Origin of the sequence: Ketogulonicigenium robustum (assembly GCF_002117445.1) — a bacterium.
GTDB classification, from domain to species: Bacteria; Pseudomonadota; Alphaproteobacteria; order Rhodobacterales; family Rhodobacteraceae; genus Ketogulonicigenium; species Ketogulonicigenium robustum.
This window is the reverse complement of the sequence record NZ_CP019937.1, coordinates 777,073-797,647: the sequence shown is the minus strand read 5'-3', so window position 1 is coordinate 797,647 and position 20,575 is coordinate 777,073. Positions and strand designations below refer to the sequence as shown.

The window sequence follows — 20,575 nt, the reverse complement described above, 5'->3', positions numbered from 1 at the left end:
CCACCCCGGCTGTTTGGGGCATAAAAAAACCGACGCCTTTCAGAAAAGGGTCGGGTGCGGGACCAGGCCCCCTCTTTAGCGGAATGTTTAGCGTGGCCCGCAATCTGGGTCGTTCAAATCACCACGTTGGGCGGGCATAGACCCGCCCGCCCGCAGCGTCAAGCGGGCTCAGCCCTTCTTGGCGTCGCCGTTTGTGTCGTCGTGCAGATAAGGGGCCAGTGATGTGAACTGCCAAAACAGGAAGGCGAACATCAGCAAGGGGAAGCCGAAGCTTTCGATCATTACCCACGCGTCGTTCGACAAAAGCCGCCATGTCAATTCGTTCAGCACCGCCATAAAGGCGAAAAATCCGCACAGGCGCTTGGTCAAAATCATCCAACCCGCCGAATCCATCGGCATCATCTCGGCCATGACCCATTGCAGATAGCTGCGCCCGCGCAGCAAGCCGATGCCCAGCAGCACCGCGAACAGGCCGTAGACGATGGTGGTTTTCATTTTGAAAAAGCGGTCATCGTTGAACCACGCCGTCAGCGCGCCAAAAAAGATGACCATGAACGCGGTGAACGCCTGAATACGGCTGAGCTTGCCCGTCAGAAACCACAGCGCAGCCATCGAGGCGAGCAACACCGGAATGAACAGGATCGTCGCCATGATGAAGCCGCTGTATTCGGTGCCGCCCATCGTAAAGCTGCGGTCTTTCACCATGAAATACAGGACGACGAAAAACACGGTCGGCCCCAGATCCAGCACCTGTTTCAGCACCGGATTGATCGGTTTGCGTTCGGTTGTCATTTCTTTTCCTCAAGCCCGCACAAGGCACGGGCAAATTCCTGCGGATCAAAGGGCGCCAGATCGTCGATCTGCTCGCCCAGGCCAATCGCGTGGATCGGCAGGCCGAACTTGTCGGCCAGCGCCACCAGAACGCCACCGCGCGCGGTGCCGTCCAGCTTCGTCATCACAAGTCCCGACACATCGGCGATCTTGCGGAAAATCTCGACCTGCAGCAGCGCGTTCTGGCCCGTCGTCGCATCCAGCACCAGCAGGGTGTTATGGGGGGCGGTTTCGTCCTTTTTGCGAATAACGCGAACGATCTTGGCTAGCTCCTCCATCAGGTCTTGGCGGTTCTGCAGGCGGCCCGCCGTGTCGATCAGCAGCAGGTCAGCGCCGTCGGCCTCGGCCCGAACCATCGCATCGAATGCAAGGCTGGCGGGGTCTGACCCCTCGGGGGCGGTCAGCACGGGTACGCCTGCGCGCTGGCCCCAAACCTGCAACTGCTCGACCGCGGCCGCGCGAAAAGTATCGCCTGCCGCCACCACAACCGACTTGCCCGCAGCCTTGAACTGGCTGGCCAGCTTGCCGATGGTCGTCGTTTTACCCGACCCGTTCACCCCCACCACCAGCACGACCTGCGGCTTTTTGGGGTAAATCGGCAGCGGGCGGGCGACGGGGTCCATGATGCGGGTGACCTCGCGGGCCAGAGCCTCTTTCAACTCGCGCGTGCTGAGGCGGCGGCCCTGCAATGCGTCACCGATATTGGCCGTAACGCGCGTTGCGGTCTCGACCCCCATATCGGCGGCGATCAGCACCTCCTCCAGCTCCTCCAGCATGGCGTCATCGACAAGGCGGCGCGCCTCATCCGCAACGGCGGCGGCAGGCGCCTCGGCCACCAGCCCCTCGATCCCCTGATCGATCCGCGCCGAGGATTTGAACAACCTGTCTTTAAGCTTGCCGAAAAGAGACATGCACACCTTCTTTTAAAACCAAGACCCACACCTAAAAATGCGGCCCCGAACACCTAAGCGCTGGGGGCGTGTTTGGAAAGCCCTCGGCGTGCGGGATTCGGGGGCGCGCTTACGTCCAATGCATCATCGACGGGCCCGCCAGAATGGCCATCGCCCACATCGGCGCATCATAGGGCAACCCCTCGGCATCGCAAAAGGCCCGCACCCATTCATCGTCGTTGCCTAAGAAACCCAGCACCGCTGCCAAAAATTCAGGCTGTTGTGCCCCTGTGCGTAGGTCGGACAGGCTGGCCCCCGTTGCGCTAAGGAATGTCATCAGGATATCATCTTGCGTAGCCAACCATGTCAGTGCCTTCAGGCCCACCGTTTCCGCCGCGTCGCTGTTCATGCCCAGCCCCTTTGTAAAAGCCATATGCGCCTCTCCGTTTTGAAACTTTGTATTAACCATTTTGTACGATCAGTGAATGATTGATCGCCCTGTCAGGAGTTTGGAAAGGATGTCTGGCGAAATTCTTGTCGTTGGTGCCGATTCGGCACGGCGTGAAGGGCTTCGGGACGTGCTATCAGGCGCGCATTACAGCATTCAAACTGTCGCCTCGCTGGCCGAGGCCACGGCCTATGCTGCGGTGCAAATCCCCGATGTGGTTATGTTGGATGTCAGTGGCCCCACCGAACAGTGGCCCGCGCTGATCACCCTTTTCCAAGGCGTGGGCGGCGCTATGCCGCCGTGGCTGATTGCCGTCAGCCCTGCACAGGACAATGAAAAGCGTTTGGCCGCTTTGCGTGCAGGCGCGCAAGACGTGATCGGCACCGACTGCCCCAGCGAGGTGATCCAGGCCAAAGTGCGCGCCACCTTGCGCCAGCGTGACCTGATGCGCGATCTGCAACCGAACGCCGTTTCAGATGGCGATGCGGCCTTCGGCTTTGCCGAGGCACCATCGAGTTTCGCCACCGCCGGTCGCATTGCCGTGGTCAGCGCACGCGCGCCAGCCGCACAGCCGCAAGGCTTGCAAGACCTGCTGCAACGCTGGCCCGGCAAACCCGTCCACTTGGCGCCCGACGATCTTCCCCTCGACCCCTATGTCGCGGTGCCCGATCTGTTCGTGATCGATGCGACCACCGGCGATGCCCGCGACATTTGCCGCCAGATTGCGGCCGCGCGCGGCAAATCGAACACCCGCCACACGCCAACACTGGTTCTGCTGGAAAGCGGCGCGGTCGAACTGGCCGCAACGACGCTGGATTTGGGCGCGTCTGATCAGGTGTTCAGCGACATCGGGGCCGACGAATTCGCCCACCGTGCGCGCAACCTGATCCACAGCAAGAACAAGGCCGAACGGCTGCGCAACCGCATGCGCTCGCAGTTGGAGGCCGCGATTACCGATCAGTTGACCGGCCTGCATAACCGCGTCTACGCCCTGCCCCGTCTGGTGCGCCTGACACAGCGCGCGCGCGACGAACAACGCGCCTATTCGGTCATGATGATCGACATCGACCATTTCAAATCGATCAATGATAAATATGGCCATATGGTGGGCGATCAGGTTCTGGTCGGGGTCGCGCAGCAGTTGCGCGGCAATCTGCGCGCCATTGACATGATCGCGCGGTTCGGCGGCGAGGAATTTCTGGTCGCGATGCCCGACACTGACATTACGCCTGCCATCGGCGTTGCCGAACGGCTGCTGCGCAAAATTTCAGTGACACCCGTGCAGGTGAAACTGCCGCAACTGCACGATGGTGCACCTGCCACCACGGTCGACATTCCGATCACAGTCTCGATCGGGGTTGCGCCGGGGCGTGCGGCTATCGCGGGTAGCGACGCGCGCCTGACCATCGAGGAGATTTGCGCCGCTGCGGACGAGGCGCTCTACAAAGCCAAGAACGCCGGCCGCAATCGCGTCATGCGCGCCGCCGGCCCCGCTTATTAGCGGCGGTCAGGCCCGCGCGGCGGGCCGGCCGGGCGCGGGGGGCGATCAAACGCCTCTTGCAGGCGGTCGGCGAAGGCTGTGCGATCGGCCTGTGACATGGCGGTCAAACGCCCGATCAGGGCATGTTGCAGCGCCCCTTGCAGCACGATGTCGGATTCGTTTTGTCGCGCGAAAATCACCTCGAACACCGTGGGGTCAAAGGTGGGGGCGCGCAGCGCCTGCAGCATTTCCGCCGAGTCGCGCCGCATATTGCGCCATCCGCTGACATGCCCATCGGCACTACTGCGCAACTGATCCATCACCGCAGCGCGGTCTTCGTCCGACAGCGCGCGCGACAGGGGCCCGACGCTCATCATCTGCATCATGGGGGGTGGGCCGCCCGCGTGCTGTCGCTGCAGCAGCCCCAGCGCTGCGCCAACCCCGACGCCCCCCAGCAGGACGTTGAGGGTCAGCGACCCGAACAAGACCCAGCGCAGCCGCCGCCCTTTTGCAATGGTGTCAGCGGCCATTTTCATTCCTCCAGCAGGGCATAAACGTCCAAGTCCTGATACAGCGGCACCGCAATCGCGGCCGAGGCCTGCCCAGCCCCGATCATTTGCGGTAATGCCGTACCGATCCACAAACCACAAACCGCAGCCGCAGCCAGCCCGCCAAAGGCCGACACGCGGCGCAGGCGCGCCATTCTCCAGCGCGGTGCGGCCTCGGCGGCGGCCGCAGCCGCCGCTTGCTGCACGGCCTGCATATACGTGGGCGGCAGCGTGACATCGGCACGCGCCGATGCCGCGAAGATCCTGTCCAAGGTGTCGTCCTGCAACATATCATTCATCCGCATACCCCAGTTCCTCTTTACGCCCGGCCAGTATCTGCGCCAAGCTGCGGCGCGCCCGCGCTGTCAAACTCTCGACGGCCTCAACCGTGATCGCCATGATTTCGGCGATCTGCGGGTTCGACAGCCCTTCCAAGTGGCGCAGGGCCACGGCTTCGGCCTGCCGCGCGGGCAGCAGGGCCAACGCATTGGCCAACGCCTGCATCCGCGCCGTTTGCAAGACCGCCGCCTCGGCCGAAGGGGCCGGATCAATCGGGTCGACCGCCGCATCGGCGGGCGACACGACGCGGCGGCGGCGCAAGCGGTCGGTGCACAAATTGGCCACAACGCGATACAGCCAACTGCTGACGCGCGCCTCGCCGTGACGCCAGTCGGCTGCCGCCCGCCACAGCCGCAGCATCGCCTCTTGGCCGACATCCTGCGCCTCGGCGGCATCCGCCAGCATGCGATAGGCCTGCGCATAGGCACGCGGCGCAAGACGACCCGTCAATGCCTGCGCCGCCGCCGCATCGCCCCGCGCGAAAGCCGCCAGCAGCGCCGCGTCGGGGTCAACGAAGGCAGGGGCCGCATCATCTGCGATCCGGATCGAGGGCAGTAGTTTCACCACGCTTTCCATTTGCCGCCGGGCATTGGCCCCATCTTATGGGGTATGGGGCCAATGCGTTCCAGTGTCTTAATCGGCGGTATCGGTGGCGGGGCGGCGGTCAGGCCCACCGCGCATTTCGTGATGGGGGCGGCCATCGCGCGTGCGTTCCCTATCGCCGTGCGCGGCGCGCATCGCCTCGCGCAGCTTGGCAGGCCCCTCGGCATATTCGGCGGGCGAGATCGCCCCGTCGCCATCGGTATCGACGATGGCGATCATGTGCTGCAGCATCACCTCGTCGATCATCGGGCCGAAGATGCGCATGTCATCACCCTGATGCGGGCCCCTGCGGCCCATCGGCGGACGTTGGCCTTCGTGCGGGCGGTTGTCGTCACGCAGGTGCTGGCCTTCGCGCGAGGGCGCGTTCAGTTCCTCGACCTGCAAGACACCATCGCCGTTGGCATCAAGGCGGTCCAGCATGGCTTGGGCGCGGTCAAGCTGGCGAGCTTGGCGCGCAGCTTCCTCGGCAGCCACAACTTCCTCGGCGCTGATGGTGCCGTCGCCATTGGTGTCAAGGGCGGCGAAACGGGCGGCGCGCAAAGCGGCGAAATCTTCCAGCGTCAGTTGGCCATCGCCATTCGCATCCAGATCTGCAAAGGCGGGCATGCGCGGCGCGGGGCGGTCATCGGCAGGGGCCGGTTGCGCGGCCGCAGCGCCAGCCATCAGCAGCGCCGCAACGCCCAAGGGGATCATACTGGTTTTCATCATCAAGTCCTTTCGCGGTGTTCGCGGGGCGATCAACGGGTGCAGTGTCGTGTAGCGTTGATCTGACCCTTCAAACGCGGCTCGCGCAGGTTTCCGGCGCGGCCGCTGTTCACGGTCGCGTCATAGGTGCAGGCTGATCAGCCCTTTCCCTTCCTTAGCGGCGGCGTTAGATAGAGTCGCCGGCTGCAAGGGGGCCTTTCCATGATTGCCAACACCGCCACAGATACCGTCGCAGACACACCTGACATGACCACCGCTGTCCGCACCCAAGTGCGCCCGACGGGCCGTTCCATCGCGCGCGGCTGGCGCGGGCGCTGCCCCGCCTGCGGTGAAGGGCGTATCTTTAGTGGGTATCTGAAGGTCGCCGACCACTGTCCCCACTGCAATGAGGCCCTTTACCACCAGCGCGCAGATGACGGCCCCGCCTATCTGACGATTTTGATCGTCGGGCACCTGATGGCGATTGCCATGCATATCACGTGGTCGGTCTTTCGCCCCGCGCCCGTGGTCATGGCTTGCACGTTTTCGGTCGGAGTGATTGCGCTGGCGCTGTATCTGTTGCCCCGCATGAAGGGCGCGATGATCGGGCTGCAATGGGCCAAGCGCATGCACGGGTTCGGCGCACCACACGCCAAACCCGAACACTAACCCGCTTTAATAGGGCAGCGGATGGGCGCGGTGCGCCGCGTCGATTGCGCTGCAAACATCGTCGCTGAGGGTTACCCTGTAACCATCCAGCGCGTGCTGCAACTGCGCGCTATTGGTCGCCCCCAAAATCGGGATGATGGGGAACGGGCGGCGACGCAGCCACGCCAGCGCCATATGGACAGGGTCAAGTCCTGCCTGCGCTGCAATATCCAGATACGCCTGCACCGCCGGGAACACACGGTCGCTGACGCGCCCGCCCAGCGCGTCGTTCAGGGTGCGGCGCGACAGCGCGGGGATCGCGCCGTTTTGGTACTTGCCCGTCAGCAGCCCCGTCGCTAGCGGCGAATAGGCCAGCAGCGTCACCGCTTCGTTCACGCCCACTTCGGCCATGTCGGTGTCGTACATACGATAAAGCAGCGAGTATTCGTTCTGCACCGTGACAACGCGCGGCGCGCCTTGCGCCTCGGCACGATCGATCCAGCGGGTGGTACCCCAAGCGGATTCGTTCGACAGGCCGAAATCACGGATTTTGCCAGCGCCCCGCAGATCTTTCAGCGTGCCCAGCACCTCGTCCATATGGGCGGTCGTGGCCGCTTTGCTCTGCCCCGAGGGGTCGTATTGCCAGTTCTGGCGGAAGGCATAAGACCCGCGCTGCGGCCAGTGCAATTGGTAAATATCGATGCACTCGACCTGCAGACGGCGCAGGCTGTCCTCGACGGTGCGGCGGATGATCGGGCCGCTAAAGCCCTCGCCGCCGCGCACCTGCATGTTCCCCTCGCCGGTCACCTTCGTCGCAACGACACTGTCGCCCTTGCCGCGCGCCGCCAACCAGCGGCCCAGGAATTCCTCGCTACGGCCAACTGTATCGGCATGGACGGGGTTGACGGGGTACATCTCGGCGCAGTCGAAAAAGGTGACGCCCGCATCACGCGCCATATCCATCTGACGGAAGGCGTCGGCCTCGTCCGTCTGGTTGCCGTAGGTCATCGTACCCAGACACCAGTCCGAAACAACCACGCCGCTTTGGCCCAGTTCCATTTTATTCATAGCGCACCCTTACATCTTTCGTCGCGGTTTGGCCGCACACTAGGGTGCAAGCCCCATGATGCAAGCCGATTGCGCTGGCCTCTGGCCCTTTGGTGCGGCAAAGGGTAATCAATAGGCAAATTTATCGGCTGGACGGACGCATGGCACGGCATCTTATCACCTCGGCGATCCCATACATCAACGGGATCAAGCATCTGGGCAATCTGGTTGGCAGCCAACTGCCCGCAGATCTTTACGCGCGCTACCTGCGCGGGCGCGGTCACGAGGTGATGTTCCTGTGCGCCACGGACGAACACGGCACCCCGTCCGAACTGGCAGCCGCCAAGGCCGGAAAACCCGTCGCCGAATACTGCGCCGAGATGCACGACGTGCAGGCCGAGATCGCCAAAGGCTTCCGCCTGTCGTTCGACCATTTCGGGCGTTCCTCCAGCCCGCAAAACCACAAGCTGACGCAGCATTTCGCCGGGCAACTGGCCGACAACGGCCTGATCGAGGAAGTGTCCGAGCGGCAGATCTATTCCGTCGATGACAGCCGTTTTCTGCCCGACCGCTATATCGAGGGCACCTGCCCCAACTGCGGCTACGACAAAGCACGGGGCGATCAGTGTGAAAACTGCACCAAGCAGCTGGACCCGACCGACCTGATCAACCCGCGCAGCGCGATTTCGGGCTCGACCAACTTGGAGGTGCGCGAGACCAAGCACCTGCATCTGCGCCAGCGCGCAATGCGCGACCAACTGGCCGCATGGATCGACAGCAAAACCGACTGGCCTGTCCTGACCACATCGATTGCCAAGAAATGGCTGTTCGACGGCGACGGCCTGCAAGACCGTGGCATCACGCGCGACCTTGACTGGGGCGTTCCGGTGAAAAAGGGCGATCAGGATTGGCCCGGCATGGAAGGCAAAGTCTTCTACGTCTGGTTCGACGCGCCCATCGAATATATCGCTGCGGCCAAAGAATGGGCCGATGCGCGTGGCTTGGATGATGCGGCGTGGCAGCGCTGGTGGCGCAACGACATGGGCGCCGAGGATGTGCGCTACACCCAGTTCATGGGCAAAGACAACGTGCCCTTCCACACCCTTTCCTTCCCCGTCACGATCATGGGCTCGGGCGAGCCGTGGAAGCTGGTCGATTACATCAAATCGTTCAACTACCTGAACTACGACGGCGGCCAATTCTCGACCAGCCAAGGGCGCGGCATCTTTATGGACCAAGCCCTGTCGATCCTGCCGTCCGATTACTGGCGCTGGTGGCTGCTGTCGCACGCCCCCGAGACATCGGATTCCGAATTCACTTGGGACAACTTCCAGATGTCGGTGAACAAGGATCTGGCCGACGTGCTGGGCAACTTTGTCAGCCGCGTGACCAAATTCTGCCGCAGCAAATTCGGCGAAGTCATCCCCGAAGGCGGCGTCTGGGGCGAGCGTGAAAACGCCCTAATCGCCGAGCTGACCCAGCGCCTGAAAGCCTATGAGGGCTTTATGGACGCGATGGAAGTGCGCAAGGCCTCGGGCGAGCTGCGGGCGATCTGGGTGGCGGGCAACGAATATCTGCAAGCCGCCGGCCCGTGGACGACGATCAAGACCGACACTGAAACCGCTGCGATGCAAACCCGTCTGGGCCTGAATCTGATCCGCCTTTACGCGGTTCTGTCCGCCCCCTTCATCCCCGATGCATCCGCAAGCATGCTGGCCGCGATGAAGACCGAAGACACCGCCTGGCCCGAAGATATCGCCGCCTTCCTGGCGGCCCTGCCCGCAGGCCATGCGTTCGAGGTGCCCGAGGTGCTGTTCAGCAAGATCACCGACGAGCAGCGCGAAGATTGGCAAGTCCGCTTCGCCGGCACCCGTTAAACCAGAAAGGGCCGCCCCATCGGGCGGCCCTTTTGCTTATTGCTTCCAGCTATAGGCGACGACTTCGTTCGCCATGGTGATCGGCAACACGATCAGGCCGTCCATCTCGGGGTAGTAGTGATGGTCGGCAAAGCTGGTAATGCCGGTATCCAGCAGCACCTCGGGGGCGCCGTTTTCAGGGATGAAGACCAGCTTGCCGCCTGCGTAATCCGCAGCCAACACACCGCCGTCGGCCATGTCGACACCGTCGAAAATGCCGATCTCGGGTTGACCATAATCGCTGATCGCCTTGGTCGCGATGTCGATCTGCTTGGCGTCGCCGATGGGCGAGATATTGGCGAACCCCTTCGATAGATCGCCCATGCGGACGACGATCAGGCGGTCGCCGTCAGCCTCGATACCGTTGATGCCGGTCAGCGCGGGGTCTTGCAGCCACAGGCTGACCGCGCCGTCTTGCAACGCATAAATCGCCGCGTTCAGCGTGTCGGTGGCGTATACGGTGCCATCCGCGCCCACATCGATGCCGTTCAGCATCCCTACGCCTTCAGGGGCGGAGAACTGTTCAACAGCACCGCTGGACAAGTCGACCTTTGCGATGGTGTTGACGGTGGCGACCCACAAGGTGCCATCCTTGATCGCGGTGCCCAGCGGGCGGGTGAAGCCTTCGGCGAAACGCTCCTCGGCGATCGATCCGTCACGGTTCAGCTTGGTGATGAAACCGGCCGCGCCCTCGGCGTCGCCGTTCACGTTCGTCACATAAAATGCGTCGGTGCCGGGGTCGTAAGAGACCGATTCAGGTGCCGTAAAGCCCGTCGTGCGCCACAGTTCGACCGGCTCGGCTGCCAATACGGGGGCAGCGCCAGCCAGCAATGCGGCGACAGACAGGGTGGAGATAAGCGTTTTCATGGGGTTCCTCCTTCGGGGACTGGCACGTTTCCCGCCGTCCCGCAGCGAGATTAGTGCGACAATCTGTCCCCTCCCAGCGGAAAAGTGAAACAAACGCATGATCGGCAAAAGTTTTCTGGCGCGGCGCGGTGCCACCGCTATCATCGCCGCAACCAGATTGGGGGGATGAGAATGCGGAAAACGGCTTTGGCGGTGCTTTTGGGCGTTTTGGCGGCGGGCCCCGCTGCCGCACTTACCTGCGGTAACGACGCCGCCGGATTTGGCGCGTGGAAGCGCGAATTTGCCAGCTATGCCGCGCAAAACGGCGTCGGTGCGCGCGGTCTGGCCGCGCTCGAGGGCGCAAATTACGCCACCCGTACCATAAACGCAGACCGTAACCAGCGCAGCTTCCGCTATGCGCTGGACGAATTCATGCGTATTCGCGGGGGTGACACAATCGTCGCGCAGGGCCGCCGCCAGATTGCGAACAACCGCGACTTCTTCCTTGCGCTTGAACAACGATTCGGCGTGCCGTCCAGCATCATTGTCGCCATTCACGGGATGGAAACCGGCTTCGGTCACGGCATGGGCGACAGCAACGTGATTTCCGCCATCACGACGCTGGCCTATGACTGCCGCCGCCCCGCGTTTTTCACGCCCCACGCCGTGGCTGCCCTGCAACTGGTCGACCGCGGGGCCATCAGTGCCAATTCGGTCGGCGCGATGCACGGCGAACTGGGGCATACCCAGTTTCTGCCGGGCAACATCATTACCTATGGGGTGGATGGCAACGGCGACGGCGTGGTCGATATGACGAACCGCGCAGACGCCCTCTATTCGACGGCCAACTTCCTGCGCCAGAAGGGCTGGCAGACGACGCTGGGCTATATGGAAGGCCAGCCGAATTTCGCGGTCATTCAGGAATGGAATGCGGCGGGCGTCTACCAGCGCGCCATCGCGCTGATCGCCAGCCGCATCGACGCGCCTTAAGCGCGTTGTTTGATCAGCGAGGGGCGCGCCTGCGCGACAGCCGCCGTGATAATGCCCGTCAGCACCGCCTTGATGGCATCGCCCAACAGGAACGGCGTCGTCATCATCAGGGCGCCGGTAAAGGTCGTGTCCAGCTTGGCCCACATGCCCAGCGCGCCGATGAAGTTAACCAGAAAAATCCCCGAGATCACGGTGCCCGTGACCACTGCCGTGATGCTCATGGGGTTGCGGAAACGCCCTGCAATCCAGCCCACCACGAATGCGCCAATGGGGAACGCGATCAGGTAGCCAATCGTCGGGCCCATGAAAACGCCCAAGCCCCCGCGCCCGCCCGACAAGATCGGCAGGCCCAGCGCAACCAGCGCCAAGAACAACAGCACGGCCAGCGCGCCCCGTTTCGGGCCCAGAATGGCCCCAGCCAACATGATGCCCATGCTCTGCGCTGAAATCGGTACACCGTTCAGCAGCGTCAGCGCGGGCACGAAAGCCAGCGCGGCAATCAGCGCCGCAAAGAGGGCGATCATCGCGATATTACGTTCCAAAGTCTTGCTCCGTTGATAAGGGCGCTGGGGCGGGATCATCAACACCGCCGCGCGCGCGCAATGCTTCGCCGACCTGATCGGCTGCGTCAACCGCCGAAAGCGCCAACGGCAAGGCCAGCCGCCAGCCCGCAGGGCGCGTGCTGCGCGCGCGCCAGGCCAGCCGCAAGTGCCGTGCGCGGGCCGAAATTTGCGGAACGAAGCTGATCACCAAGGCCACCGCGATCGCCATTTGCGCCCGCAGCCCCGCAGGCACCCCGATATGGCCAAGCCCTGCCGCAACAGCCTGCATCATTGCCTGCAGCGGCGTGGTCATGGTGACCAGATTGGCCGCAGCCACCAGCACGACGATCCGCAGCGCAATTTCCACCCCGCGCCAGACATCGCCCGACAGGCTCTGCCACAGCAGAATGATCGTGACAAAAATCCAGATCGGGCGCATCAGCCGCAGTGCCTGTCGGCACACCCGCCAGCCGCACACCAAATGCGCGGCCACTACCATCGCCGCCGCGCAGGTCACCAGCGGCAAGCTGGAAAACCCGACAACGGCCAAACTGAACCCGGCGAGCAGCCATAATTTTGTCGCGGCGGGCCAGCCGTGAAAAGGTGTCTGCGTCTCAGCAGTCAGGCTCAGCACGGGCAGCCTCCTCGGCCATGTAGGCGCGGTATTGGGGCAGCACCGTTGCGGGCCGCCCGTCGCCAATGACGCGACCATCATCGAGCCAGATCACGCGATCATAATCCGCGATCGCGTCCAGATCGTGTGTTATGTGCAGAACATCCTGCGGCAAGGCATCCAGCACCTGCAACAGCCGCAGCCGCGTCACCAGATCCAACCCCGATGTCGGCTCGTCCAATACGATCAGCTTGGGTTGCATCGCCAGCACCGCCATCAGGCACAGCAGTTGGCGCTGGCCCTGCGATAGGCTTTGCACCGCGCGGCCGCGCCATGCGCCCCGTCCAAACCGGTCCAACACTGCATCAATGCGGGCCGTGGCAGCGGGCTTTGGCAAATGCCGCAAGCCGAAAGCCATTTCCTCGTCCACCGTCGGGAAGATAATTTGGTGGTCGGGGTTCTGGAAGATCACCCCGACCAGTTCCAGTGCACGGCGGCGGTCTTTGGCAATGGCGACGCCATCCAGCAGCACTTCGCCTTCATCGGCGGCAATCAGCCCTGCAGCAAGGCGCAAGAACTGCGACTTACCCGCCCCGTTCCGGCCGATCAGCGCGACGCGGTGGTCTTGCAGGGCCACATTCAACCCATTGAACAGGGGCAGGTCCGCCGGGCTGTAGTGCACGGCGTTGAAACGCAAAGATATCGGCATCAGGCAGCGTCACCATGATCGTGGTGGGCGCAGAGGTCGTGATTACCCAGCACCTCGATCACGTGGCATTGCGCCACGTTTCCGGGCTGATCAGCGGCGATCATGCGCGATAGCTCCGCCTCGAGGGCTTGCAGGCGGCTGATGCGGGCGCGCACCTCGTGCAGCTGGCGCACCGCGATTTCATCGACCGCCGCGCAGGAATGATCGGGCTGGTCAGACAGGCTCAGTAATTCACGCACTGCATCCAGCGGAAACCCCAAATCGCGCGCATGGCGGATGAACCGCAGCCGTTGCAGCACGTTTTCATCATAAAGGCGCTGGTTTCCGCTGCTGCGTCCGACGTCAGGCAAAAGTCCAATTTGTTCGTAATATCGGATGGTTGGCACTTTGACCCCCGCCGATTTACCCAATTTTCCAATCGTCAGCATCAAAAACCCCTTGAACCTATAGGTGCTAGAGCAATTAGTTTCCTGATTCGACGAAAGCAAGACCCTACCCTGAAGGGGGAATCGAATGACACAAAAGGCTGAAACCGGCCCCCTGGAATGGGCGATCGCCGGCATGGATTGCGCGGGCTGCGCGGGCAAGATCAAGACAGCCGTCGCGCGCCTGCCCGGGACCCAAGACGTCGAAGTTACGGTGATGAGCGAGCGCCTGAAGCTGACGCTGGACGAGGCCCAGACACCCCGTGAGGCGGTCGAGGATACGGTTCGCCGCCTTGGGTACGACATCGCGCCCCGCGCGACCCATAATGCGGCCCATAATCACGACCACCGCCCCCATACCCTTCATGACGGTCATGCCCATGCGCACGACGACCCAGCGGACGCCGGTCGCGCATGGTACAAAACTGCCAAAGGCCGCCTTGTTATCGGCACAGGCATGCTGCTGGTCGCGGCCTGGATCATCAGCGCCATCGCCCCGCAGGTCGAGGGGGTGGTATTTACCCTGGCGTGCATCGTCGGGCTAGTGCCTGTCGCCCGCCGCGCGTTCGCGGCGCTGCGCACGGGGCAGCCCTTCACCATCGAAAGCCTGATGACGCTGGCCGCCGTCGGTGCGCTGTTCATTAACGCCGCCGAGGAAGCCGCGCTGGTCGTATTCCTGTTTGCCGTGGGCGAGGTGTTGGAGGGCGTTGCGACGAATCGCGCGCGCGACGGCATCCGGGCGCTGGGCGCACTGGTGCCGCGCACCGCGCTGCGCGAACACAACGGCCACACGCATGAGGTGCCCGCCGACAGCCTGCGCATCGGCGATATCATCCAGACCCGTCCGGGCGACCGCATCGCCGCCGATGGCGAGATTATCGAGGGGACGTCGGGCATCGATGAAAGCCCCGTCACCGGCGAAAGCCTGCCGCGCACGCGCGGGCCGGGCGAAGATGTGTTTGCGGGGGCCATCAACACCCAAGCAGCGCTGCGCATTCGCGTGACGCGCACAGCCGCCGACAATACCATTTCGCGCATCATCCGCCTTGTCGAGGAAGCCGAGGAATCCCGCGCCCCGACCGAACGGTTCATCGACAGGTTCAGCCGCTGGTATATGCCGCTGATCGTGCTGGTATCGGCGATGGTGATTGTGGTGCCGCCGCTGGCCTTCGGGCAGGATTGGGGCACGTGGGTCTATCGCGGGCTGGCGCTGCTGCTGATCGGCTGCCCCTGCGCGCTGGTCATCTCGGTTCCCGCGGCGATTGCATCTGGCATGGCCACGGGCGCGCGCAATGGCCTGCTGATGAAAGGCGGCGCCGTGATCGAGGCCGCCGCCGCCGTGCGCACCATCGCCTTTGACAAAACCGGCACCCTGACCGAGGGCCGCCCGCAAGTCACCGACGTCATCCCCTTGGGCGCGACGGTCGACGAGGCTTTGGCCGTCGCGGCTGCGGTTGAACGCGGCTCGTCCCACCCCTTGGCCGGTGCCATTTTGGCCCGCGCCGCTGCCCTGCCCGCCCTGCCCGCCACCGGCGCGCGTGACCTGACCGGCATGGGCGTCACCGCCGATGTGAACGGCGAAGCCGCCTTCGTCACATCACCGCGCATGGCCCATGCCGAAGGTGTCATCGACACTGGCACCTTGGACACCGCCGCCGCGCTGGAGGCCGAGGGCAAAACCGCCGTCGTCGTCTATCGCAGCGGCCAAGCGCTGGGCCTGATCGCCATGCGCGACGAGCCCCGCGCCGACGCCGCCGACGCCATCGCCCGCCTGCGCGATATGGGTGTGTCGGCGACCATTCTGACCGGCGACAACCCCCGCACCGCCGCCGCCATTGCAGGCGCCCTTGGCACGCAGTTCAAGGCCGAGATGCGCCCCGAGGATAAGCTGGCCGCCATTCGCACGCTGGGCGACGGAGGCGCGGTGATGATGGTCGGCGACGGTATCAACGACGCGCCCGCGCTGAAACAGGCGGCCGTCGGCGTCGCCATGGGCGGCGGCACCGATGTCGCGCTGGAAACGGCCGACGCCGCCATCTTGCGTAACCGCGTGCAGGATGTGCCCGGCCTGATCGCACTGGCGCGCCAGACCATGGGCAACATCCACCAAAACGTCGCCATCGCGCTGGGGCTGAAGGCGGTGTTTCTGGTCACCTCGGTCTTAGGGATGACGGGGCTGTGGGTGGCCATTATGGCCGACACGGGCGCGACAGTTCTGGTCACGCTGAACGCGCTGCGCCTCCTACGCTTTTCGCCCGACAAAGGGTGAATTGCACCCCTCCTTGCTTGGCGCTAAACTGCCCAGCAAGGAGACCCGCATGCCATCCCCCCTTCATATGATCAAGCTCTCGGTCGGGACAGACGATGTGACCGATCTGGCCGCATGGCAAACCTTGCCGCAAGCGCAAAGTGCCGATGGCCTGCCCCGCCACATCACCCGCATGTGGCCGAAGCGCGAGGACGAGATTCTGGCGGGCGACGGGTCGATCTATTGGGTGATCAAGGGCGTTATTCTGTGCCGCCAGCGGCTGATCCGGTTCGATCGCGTAAAAGGCAGCGACGGGATCGAACGCTGCGCCATCGTCTGCGACCCCACACTGGTGCGGGTCACCCCCACACCGCGCCGCCCCTTTCAAGGGTGGCGCTATCTGGATGGCAAAGACGCGCCAGCAGACCAAGACCCGCGGCGCGCCCGTGATGATGCCCTGCCCCCCGCACTGGCCGCAGCCTTGGCGGAAATCGGGGTTATTTAGGCAAAACCTCGTCCACCAGCTCGATGGCGATGGCCAGTACCTCCTCGGCGGTCAGATCGGACGTATCAATTGTGATCGCGTCATCGGCGGGGCGCAGCGGGGCGGCGGCGCGGTCGGAATCGCGGGCGTCGCGGTCTTGCATGTCGCGCAGGACGGTTTCCAGATCGGTGTCGATCCCCTTGGCGGTGAATTCGGCCAGCCGCCGCTGCGCACGCGATGTGTCGCTGGCGGTGATAAAGAACTTCACTTCAGCCTCGGGGGCGATGACGGTGCCGATGTCACGCCCGTCAAGCACCGCGCCACCTTTGCGGCGCGCGACCTTGCGCTGATAGTCGACCAGCGCGGCCCGCACCGCGGGTATCGCCGCCACGCGCGATGCCTCGGCGCCAACCTCGGGGGTGCGCATACCTTTGTGGGTCAGGTGATGGGTGTCCAGCGTTTGGGCGGCGTGTTCGGGCGTATCGCCCGCCAAAACACGGGCGGCGACGGCGCGATACAGCAGCCCAGTGTCCAGATGCTCAAAACCGAAATGCTTGGCCAGCGCCTTGGCCAACGTGCCCTTGCCCGAGGCGGCGGGGCCATCAATCGCGATGGTGAAATGCATCAGCGCGCCTCTTTCGTGAAGGTTAGGTAATGGGGGAAGCGGCCCTCGCGCAGGGCTTTTTGCTCGTATCGGGTCGAAATCCAGTCGTCCCACGGCTGATCCATCGGCTGGTCAAGCTGCGCAAAGCCGGCGGGGGGCACTTCTTCCAGCGTCTGGCGCACATAGTCGGGGATGTCGGTGGCGACGCGCAGGTGCGCGCCATCGGCCATCACGCGATGCAGCGGGCCAAGGTATTCGGGCGTGACAAAACGGCGGCGGTGGTGGCGCGCCTTGTGCCACGGGTCGGGATAATTCAGGAACGCTTTTTCGATGCTGCCATCGGGCAGCACGTCGAACAATTCGCGCACGTCACCGGGGAAGACGGCAAGATTGCTGACGCCCGCCAATTCGATCTTGCGCAGCAGCATGGCGACGCCGTTCACATAAGGCTCGGCCCCGATGATGGCGATGTCGGGGTAGCGGGCGGCCATATGGACCAGATGCTCGCCCCCGCCGAAGCCGATTTCCAGCCAAACCGGCTTACCGCCAAAGCGCGCCGCCAGATCCAGCGGGGTGCGGTCGGGGTTCTCGGCATGGGTCACCGGCCCGGGGGACAAGTGGTCCAAATCGGACAGGCGCGCCTCTTGCGCGGGACGCAGGGACTTACCCCGAATCCGGCCGTAAAAGTTCCGCCAGGGCGTTCCATCAGGGTGAATGCGGGGGGTCGAATTGCGCTGTGACATGGCGCCTCGGATAGCCGCAGGCGGGCTTTGCGTAAAGGGGGCATGGCGGGGGTGAGCCGCCATGCCCTGTGGATCAGGGCGCGTTAGATCAGTCCAACGCGCGGTCGGTGATCATATGCGTCCACGCGTCTTCGGGCACTTTGGTGATGACGGGGTCGGACCCCGGGGCCATCAGCACCTCGACCGTGCGGTCGAACGCCGCCGGGTCCAGCGCGCCGTTCGAGCCTGCGGTCAGCTTGGCAATCTCGCCCATCATATAAATCTGGTGGGCTTCGGTCTGCGCGCCGGTTTCGTCGAATTCCAGCACGATTTCGGCAGCCTCGGTCGGGTTTTCCTCGGCGTACTTCCAGCCCTTCATCGAGGCGCGGACAAAACGCACCAGCTTGTCGGCAAAGGCTTCGTCGGTCAGACGGTCTTCCAGCACGTACAGGCCGTCTTCCAGCGTCGCAACGCCCTCGGCCTCAAACGAGAAGTTGGTCAGTTCATCGGCGGTCACGCCTGCATCCAGCACCTGACCGTATTCGTTATACGTCATGGTCGAGATACAGTCGGCTTGCCGCTGGATCAGTGGGTCAACGTTGAAGCCCTGACGCAGGATGGTCACGCCATCGGCGCCGCCGTCGACGGGGATGTTTTCGCGGCTCATCCAGCTGAGGAAGGGGTATTCGTTGCCGCCGAACCAGACGCCCAGCGTGTGGCCCTTGAAGTCTTGCGGGCCGGTAAATCCCGCGTCTTTCCAGCAGGTCAACAGCAGGCCCGAAGATGCGAAAGGCTGCGCGATATTGACGACAGGCAAGCCGCCTTCGCGCACAGCAAGCGCCGAGGCCAGCCAGTCGACCATTACATCCGCGCCACCACCGGCCAGCACTTGCGGCGGGGCAACATCCGGGCCGCCCGGCAGGATTGTCACATCCAGATTTTCATCGCTGTAATACCCCTTTTCCAGCGCGACGTAGTAGCCCGCAAACTGGGCCTGCGTGACCCACTTCAGTTGAAGCGTCAGCGCATCTTGCGCGAATGCGGGGGCAGAAAAACCGGCCAGAGCGGTTGCCGCGAGCATTAGTTTCTTCATCATCGTCATCCTCCTAAGGGTTGTTATTGCGGGTTTTCCGCAGCTTTATTGACGGCTATGTGCCGTTTTCTTGTTATTTTCGTTGCGAGGGGTGCCAGAACGTCAGCGCGCGTTCCAGCAATGCGACCGCCCCATAAAACAGGCTGCCCGCAAACGCCGACATCAAGATCGCCGACCACACCACATCCAGCGCCAGCCGCCCGCGCGAGGCGTCGATGCGGAAGCCCAAGCCTTGCGTGGGCGATCCGAAAAACTCGGCCACGATAGCCCCGATCAGCGCCAGCGTCGTTGAAACCTTGAGACCGTTGAAGATGAACGGCAGCGCCGCGGGCAAGCGCAACTTGAACAGCGTTTCCCAGTAGCTGGCGGCATAGGTGAACATCAAATCGCGCTGCTGTACCGTCGTGTCGCGCAGGCCCGCGACCGTGTTGACCAGCAGTGGAAAGAACACCATCGCCACCACGACCGCCGCTTTGGATTGCCAACCAAAGCCGAACCACATCACAAAGATCGGCGCCGTGCCGACGATAGGCAGCGCCGACAAAAAGCTGCCGACGGGCAGCAATCCTCGGCGCAGCACATCGAACCGGTCGGCCAAAAGCGCGACGCAAAATGCCGCTGCGCAGCCTATGACATAGCCCGACAGCGCGCCCTTGAATACCGTCTGCACGGTGTCCTGCCAGAGGGTGGGAAACACGCGGACAAACGTGGACGCGATGGCGCTGGGGGGCGGCAGAATGACCGCCGAAACCCCTGCACCGCGCACCAGCAATTCCCAGACGACCAGCAGCGTGGCACCAAAGATTAGCGGCACAGCCAGCCGCACCCAGCGCTGCGGCAGGCGGGCAAGGCGGACATTCAGCGCCCAAGCCGCAGCCCAGATCACGAAAGCGAGGATAGTCAGCATCATGCCAGCCCCCCCATCATCCGGCGCACCACGCGATCAGCCGCGCCGACCACCGCGACCATGACCGCAGCCAGCAACGCAGCCGCCAGCAGCGCAGCCCAGATTTGCACGGTCTGGCCATAGTAAGACCCCTGCAGCATCCGTGCGCCCAAACCTTGGGTGGACGAAGTCGACAGTTCCGACACGATAGCCCCGACCAAGGCCCCCGCGATGGCAATTTTCAGCGACGCGAAAAGGTAGGGCATCGCCATCGGCAACCGCAGCATCCAGAACGACTGGGCCTTCGTCGCGCTATAGGTGCGCATCAGGTCAAGCTGCATGTGGTCGGGTGCGCGCAGGCCCTTTACCATACCGACCAACACGGGGAAAAACGACAGATAGGCCGCAATGATCGCGCGCGGCACCAGGCCCGTCACCCCCAGCGAGGACAAAATCAGCACAATCATCGGCGCAAGCGCGACAATCGGAATTGTCTGGCTGATGATCGCCCATGGCATCACCGCCAGATCCATGGTGCGCGCATAAACGATGCCCACGGCCAGCGCGACACCGACAACAGCGCCCAGCGCGAAACCCAGCAAGGTGGTCTCGATGGTCTTCAGCGTATGCAGCGCAAGGCCCGCAGGCGACAGGCTGCCCGAACGCACCAAACCGCGCCGCCCGTCCAGTTCCTCGGCGATGGCGCTGTCGTAGAATTCCAGCACGACCTGTGCGGGCGACGGCAGCTTGGGGCGCGGCTGCGCATAGGTCAGCGGGATCAGCGCAGGGTTCGCCAGCACCAGCGACAGGGCGCTGCTGCCCCGCCGCTCGGCCGCGGTGGCGGGGGTGACGGCGATGCCTTCGCGCTCGGCCTGTGTGAGGGCTTCGTGAATGTTCATGGGGATAACCGCTGCCGTCCAGATCAGCAGCATCGCCGCCACCACCGTCAGAACGGACAGGACGTTCCGCACGATATTCT

General features: G+C 63.7%; 24 protein-coding genes and 1 riboswitch. Of the genes, 6 read left to right on the top strand and 18 right to left on the bottom strand.

Annotated features, from left to right (window positions below):
- Positions 1-57: 57 nt before the first annotated feature.
- A riboswitch (SAM riboswitch) is annotated at positions 58-135 on the bottom strand.
- 33 nt (positions 136-168) lie between these two features.
- The 3 genes from BVG79_RS04040 to BVG79_RS04030 form a co-directional block, all read right to left on the bottom strand.
- Positions 169-792 (bottom strand): inner membrane-spanning protein YciB, encoded by a 624-nt coding sequence (locus BVG79_RS04040; RefSeq protein ID WP_085785756.1) that lies wholly within the window; start codon positions 790-792, stop codon positions 169-171.
- Entirely contained in the window at positions 789-1,742 is a 954-nt protein-coding gene (gene ftsY / locus BVG79_RS04035) for a signal recognition particle-docking protein FtsY (protein ID WP_085785755.1), read from the bottom strand. Before ftsY ends, BVG79_RS04040 begins: the two co-directional genes overlap by 4 nt.
- Before the next feature lie 109 nt (positions 1,743-1,851).
- Positions 1,852-2,154 (bottom strand): DUF3572 domain-containing protein, encoded by a 303-nt coding sequence (locus tag BVG79_RS04030; protein WP_236951413.1) that lies wholly within the window; start codon positions 2,152-2,154, stop codon positions 1,852-1,854.
- An 85-nt stretch (positions 2,155-2,239) separates the two neighbouring features.
- Between BVG79_RS04030 and BVG79_RS04025 the strand changes: the two genes are divergently transcribed.
- Entirely contained in the window at positions 2,240-3,670 is a 1,431-nt protein-coding gene (locus tag BVG79_RS04025; protein ID WP_085785754.1) for a diguanylate cyclase, read from the top strand.
- Here BVG79_RS04025 and BVG79_RS04020 read toward each other — a convergent pair.
- From BVG79_RS04020 to BVG79_RS04005, 4 genes are all read right to left on the bottom strand, one after another.
- Positions 3,667-4,179: a periplasmic heavy metal sensor gene (locus tag BVG79_RS04020; protein WP_085787236.1), complete on the bottom strand. Its 513-nt coding sequence runs from the start codon at positions 4,177-4,179 to the stop codon at positions 3,667-3,669. The two genes, BVG79_RS04025 and BVG79_RS04020, sit on opposite strands and share 4 nt — an antisense overlap.
- A 2-nt stretch (positions 4,180-4,181) precedes the next feature.
- Positions 4,182-4,502, bottom strand: a complete 321-nt coding sequence (locus BVG79_RS13725) for a hypothetical protein (RefSeq protein ID WP_236951412.1) — start codon at positions 4,500-4,502, stop codon at positions 4,182-4,184.
- Positions 4,489-5,100, bottom strand: coding sequence for an RNA polymerase sigma factor (locus BVG79_RS04010; RefSeq protein ID WP_418268946.1), 612 nt, complete (start codon positions 5,098-5,100; stop codon positions 4,489-4,491). Before BVG79_RS04010 ends, BVG79_RS13725 begins: the two co-directional genes overlap by 14 nt.
- A gap of 69 nt (positions 5,101-5,169) precedes the next feature.
- On the bottom strand, positions 5,170-5,847 hold the full coding sequence (locus BVG79_RS04005) for an EF-hand domain-containing protein (protein WP_085785751.1): 678 nt from the start codon (positions 5,845-5,847) through the stop codon (positions 5,170-5,172).
- A gap of 198 nt (positions 5,848-6,045) precedes the next feature.
- Here BVG79_RS04005 and BVG79_RS04000 point away from each other — a divergent pair, with 198 nt between their 5' ends.
- Entirely contained in the window at positions 6,046-6,492 is a 447-nt protein-coding gene (locus tag BVG79_RS04000; protein ID WP_418268945.1) for a DUF983 domain-containing protein, read from the top strand.
- A 6-nt stretch (positions 6,493-6,498) separates the two neighbouring features.
- Here the strand turns inward: BVG79_RS04000 and BVG79_RS03995 are convergent, their stop codons facing one another.
- Positions 6,499-7,539, bottom strand: coding sequence for an aldo/keto reductase (locus BVG79_RS03995; protein WP_085785750.1), 1,041 nt, complete (start codon positions 7,537-7,539; stop codon positions 6,499-6,501).
- Positions 7,540-7,679: 140 nt separating this feature from the next.
- Here BVG79_RS03995 and metG point away from each other — a divergent pair, with 140 nt between their 5' ends.
- On the top strand, positions 7,680-9,395 hold the full coding sequence (metG, locus tag BVG79_RS03990) for a methionine--tRNA ligase (protein WP_085785749.1): 1,716 nt from the start codon (positions 7,680-7,682) through the stop codon (positions 9,393-9,395).
- 36 nt (positions 9,396-9,431) lie between these two features.
- On the opposite strand, the gene BVG79_RS03985 is transcribed toward metG, so the two are convergent.
- Positions 9,432-10,301 carry an SMP-30/gluconolactonase/LRE family protein gene (locus BVG79_RS03985; RefSeq protein WP_085785748.1) on the bottom strand — a complete coding sequence of 290 codons (870 nt, stop codon included), beginning with the start codon at positions 10,299-10,301 and terminating at the stop codon, positions 9,432-9,434.
- A 171-nt stretch (positions 10,302-10,472) separates the two neighbouring features.
- Between BVG79_RS03985 and BVG79_RS03980 the strand changes: the two genes are divergently transcribed.
- The gene (locus BVG79_RS03980; protein WP_157115615.1) at positions 10,473-11,270 is read left to right on the top strand and encodes a lytic murein transglycosylase; all 798 of its coding nucleotides are present in this window, start codon (positions 10,473-10,475) and stop codon (positions 11,268-11,270) included.
- Here BVG79_RS03980 and BVG79_RS03975 read toward each other — a convergent pair.
- The 4 genes from BVG79_RS03975 to BVG79_RS03960 are packed head-to-tail and all read right to left on the bottom strand — an operon-like array spanning position 11,267 to position 13,562.
- Positions 11,267-11,812 (bottom strand): biotin transporter BioY, encoded by a 546-nt coding sequence (locus BVG79_RS03975; protein WP_085785746.1) that lies wholly within the window; start codon positions 11,810-11,812, stop codon positions 11,267-11,269. The genes BVG79_RS03980 and BVG79_RS03975 overlap by 4 nt on opposite strands.
- Positions 11,802-12,446 carry an energy-coupling factor transporter transmembrane component T family protein gene (locus tag BVG79_RS03970; protein ID WP_085785745.1) on the bottom strand — a complete coding sequence of 215 codons (645 nt, stop codon included), beginning with the start codon at positions 12,444-12,446 and terminating at the stop codon, positions 11,802-11,804. The genes BVG79_RS03975 and BVG79_RS03970 overlap by 11 nt, the downstream gene beginning before the upstream one ends.
- On the bottom strand, positions 12,427-13,134 hold the full coding sequence (locus BVG79_RS03965; RefSeq protein WP_236951411.1) for an energy-coupling factor ABC transporter ATP-binding protein: 708 nt from the start codon (positions 13,132-13,134) through the stop codon (positions 12,427-12,429). The genes BVG79_RS03970 and BVG79_RS03965 overlap by 20 nt, the downstream gene beginning before the upstream one ends.
- A complete protein-coding gene (locus BVG79_RS03960; RefSeq protein ID WP_085785743.1) occupies positions 13,134-13,562 on the bottom strand; it encodes a MerR family transcriptional regulator in 429 nt (142 codons plus the stop codon). The genes BVG79_RS03965 and BVG79_RS03960 overlap by 1 nt, the downstream gene beginning before the upstream one ends.
- An 85-nt stretch (positions 13,563-13,647) precedes the next feature.
- Between BVG79_RS03960 and BVG79_RS03955 the strand changes: the two genes are divergently transcribed.
- Positions 13,648-15,828: a heavy metal translocating P-type ATPase gene (locus BVG79_RS03955; RefSeq protein WP_085785742.1), complete on the top strand. Its 2,181-nt coding sequence runs from the start codon at positions 13,648-13,650 to the stop codon at positions 15,826-15,828.
- 49 nt (positions 15,829-15,877) lie between these two features.
- Positions 15,878-16,312, top strand: coding sequence for a DUF1489 family protein (locus tag BVG79_RS03950; RefSeq protein ID WP_085787234.1), 435 nt, complete (start codon positions 15,878-15,880; stop codon positions 16,310-16,312).
- Here the strand turns inward: BVG79_RS03950 and BVG79_RS03945 are convergent.
- The 5 genes from BVG79_RS03945 to BVG79_RS03925 all read right to left on the bottom strand — a co-directional run bounded on the left by BVG79_RS03945 (position 16,305) and on the right by BVG79_RS03925 (position 20,567).
- Positions 16,305-16,916: a (d)CMP kinase gene (locus BVG79_RS03945; RefSeq protein WP_085785741.1), complete on the bottom strand. Its 612-nt coding sequence runs from the start codon at positions 16,914-16,916 to the stop codon at positions 16,305-16,307. The genes BVG79_RS03950 and BVG79_RS03945 overlap by 8 nt on opposite strands.
- Positions 16,916-17,638 carry a tRNA (guanine(46)-N(7))-methyltransferase TrmB gene (gene trmB, locus BVG79_RS03940; protein ID WP_085785740.1) on the bottom strand — a complete coding sequence of 241 codons (723 nt, stop codon included), beginning with the start codon at positions 17,636-17,638 and terminating at the stop codon, positions 16,916-16,918. Before trmB ends, BVG79_RS03945 begins: the two co-directional genes overlap by 1 nt.
- Before the next feature lie 88 nt (positions 17,639-17,726).
- Positions 17,727-18,710, bottom strand: coding sequence for an ABC transporter substrate-binding protein (locus BVG79_RS03935; RefSeq protein ID WP_198167914.1), 984 nt, complete (start codon positions 18,708-18,710; stop codon positions 17,727-17,729).
- Positions 18,711-18,783: 73 nt separating this feature from the next.
- On the bottom strand, positions 18,784-19,620 hold the full coding sequence (locus BVG79_RS03930) for an ABC transporter permease (RefSeq protein ID WP_085785739.1): 837 nt from the start codon (positions 19,618-19,620) through the stop codon (positions 18,784-18,786).
- Positions 19,617-20,567 carry an ABC transporter permease gene (locus BVG79_RS03925; RefSeq protein ID WP_085787232.1) on the bottom strand — a complete coding sequence of 317 codons (951 nt, stop codon included), beginning with the start codon at positions 20,565-20,567 and terminating at the stop codon, positions 19,617-19,619. The genes BVG79_RS03930 and BVG79_RS03925 overlap by 4 nt, the downstream gene beginning before the upstream one ends.
- Positions 20,568-20,575: the final 8 nt, after the last annotated feature.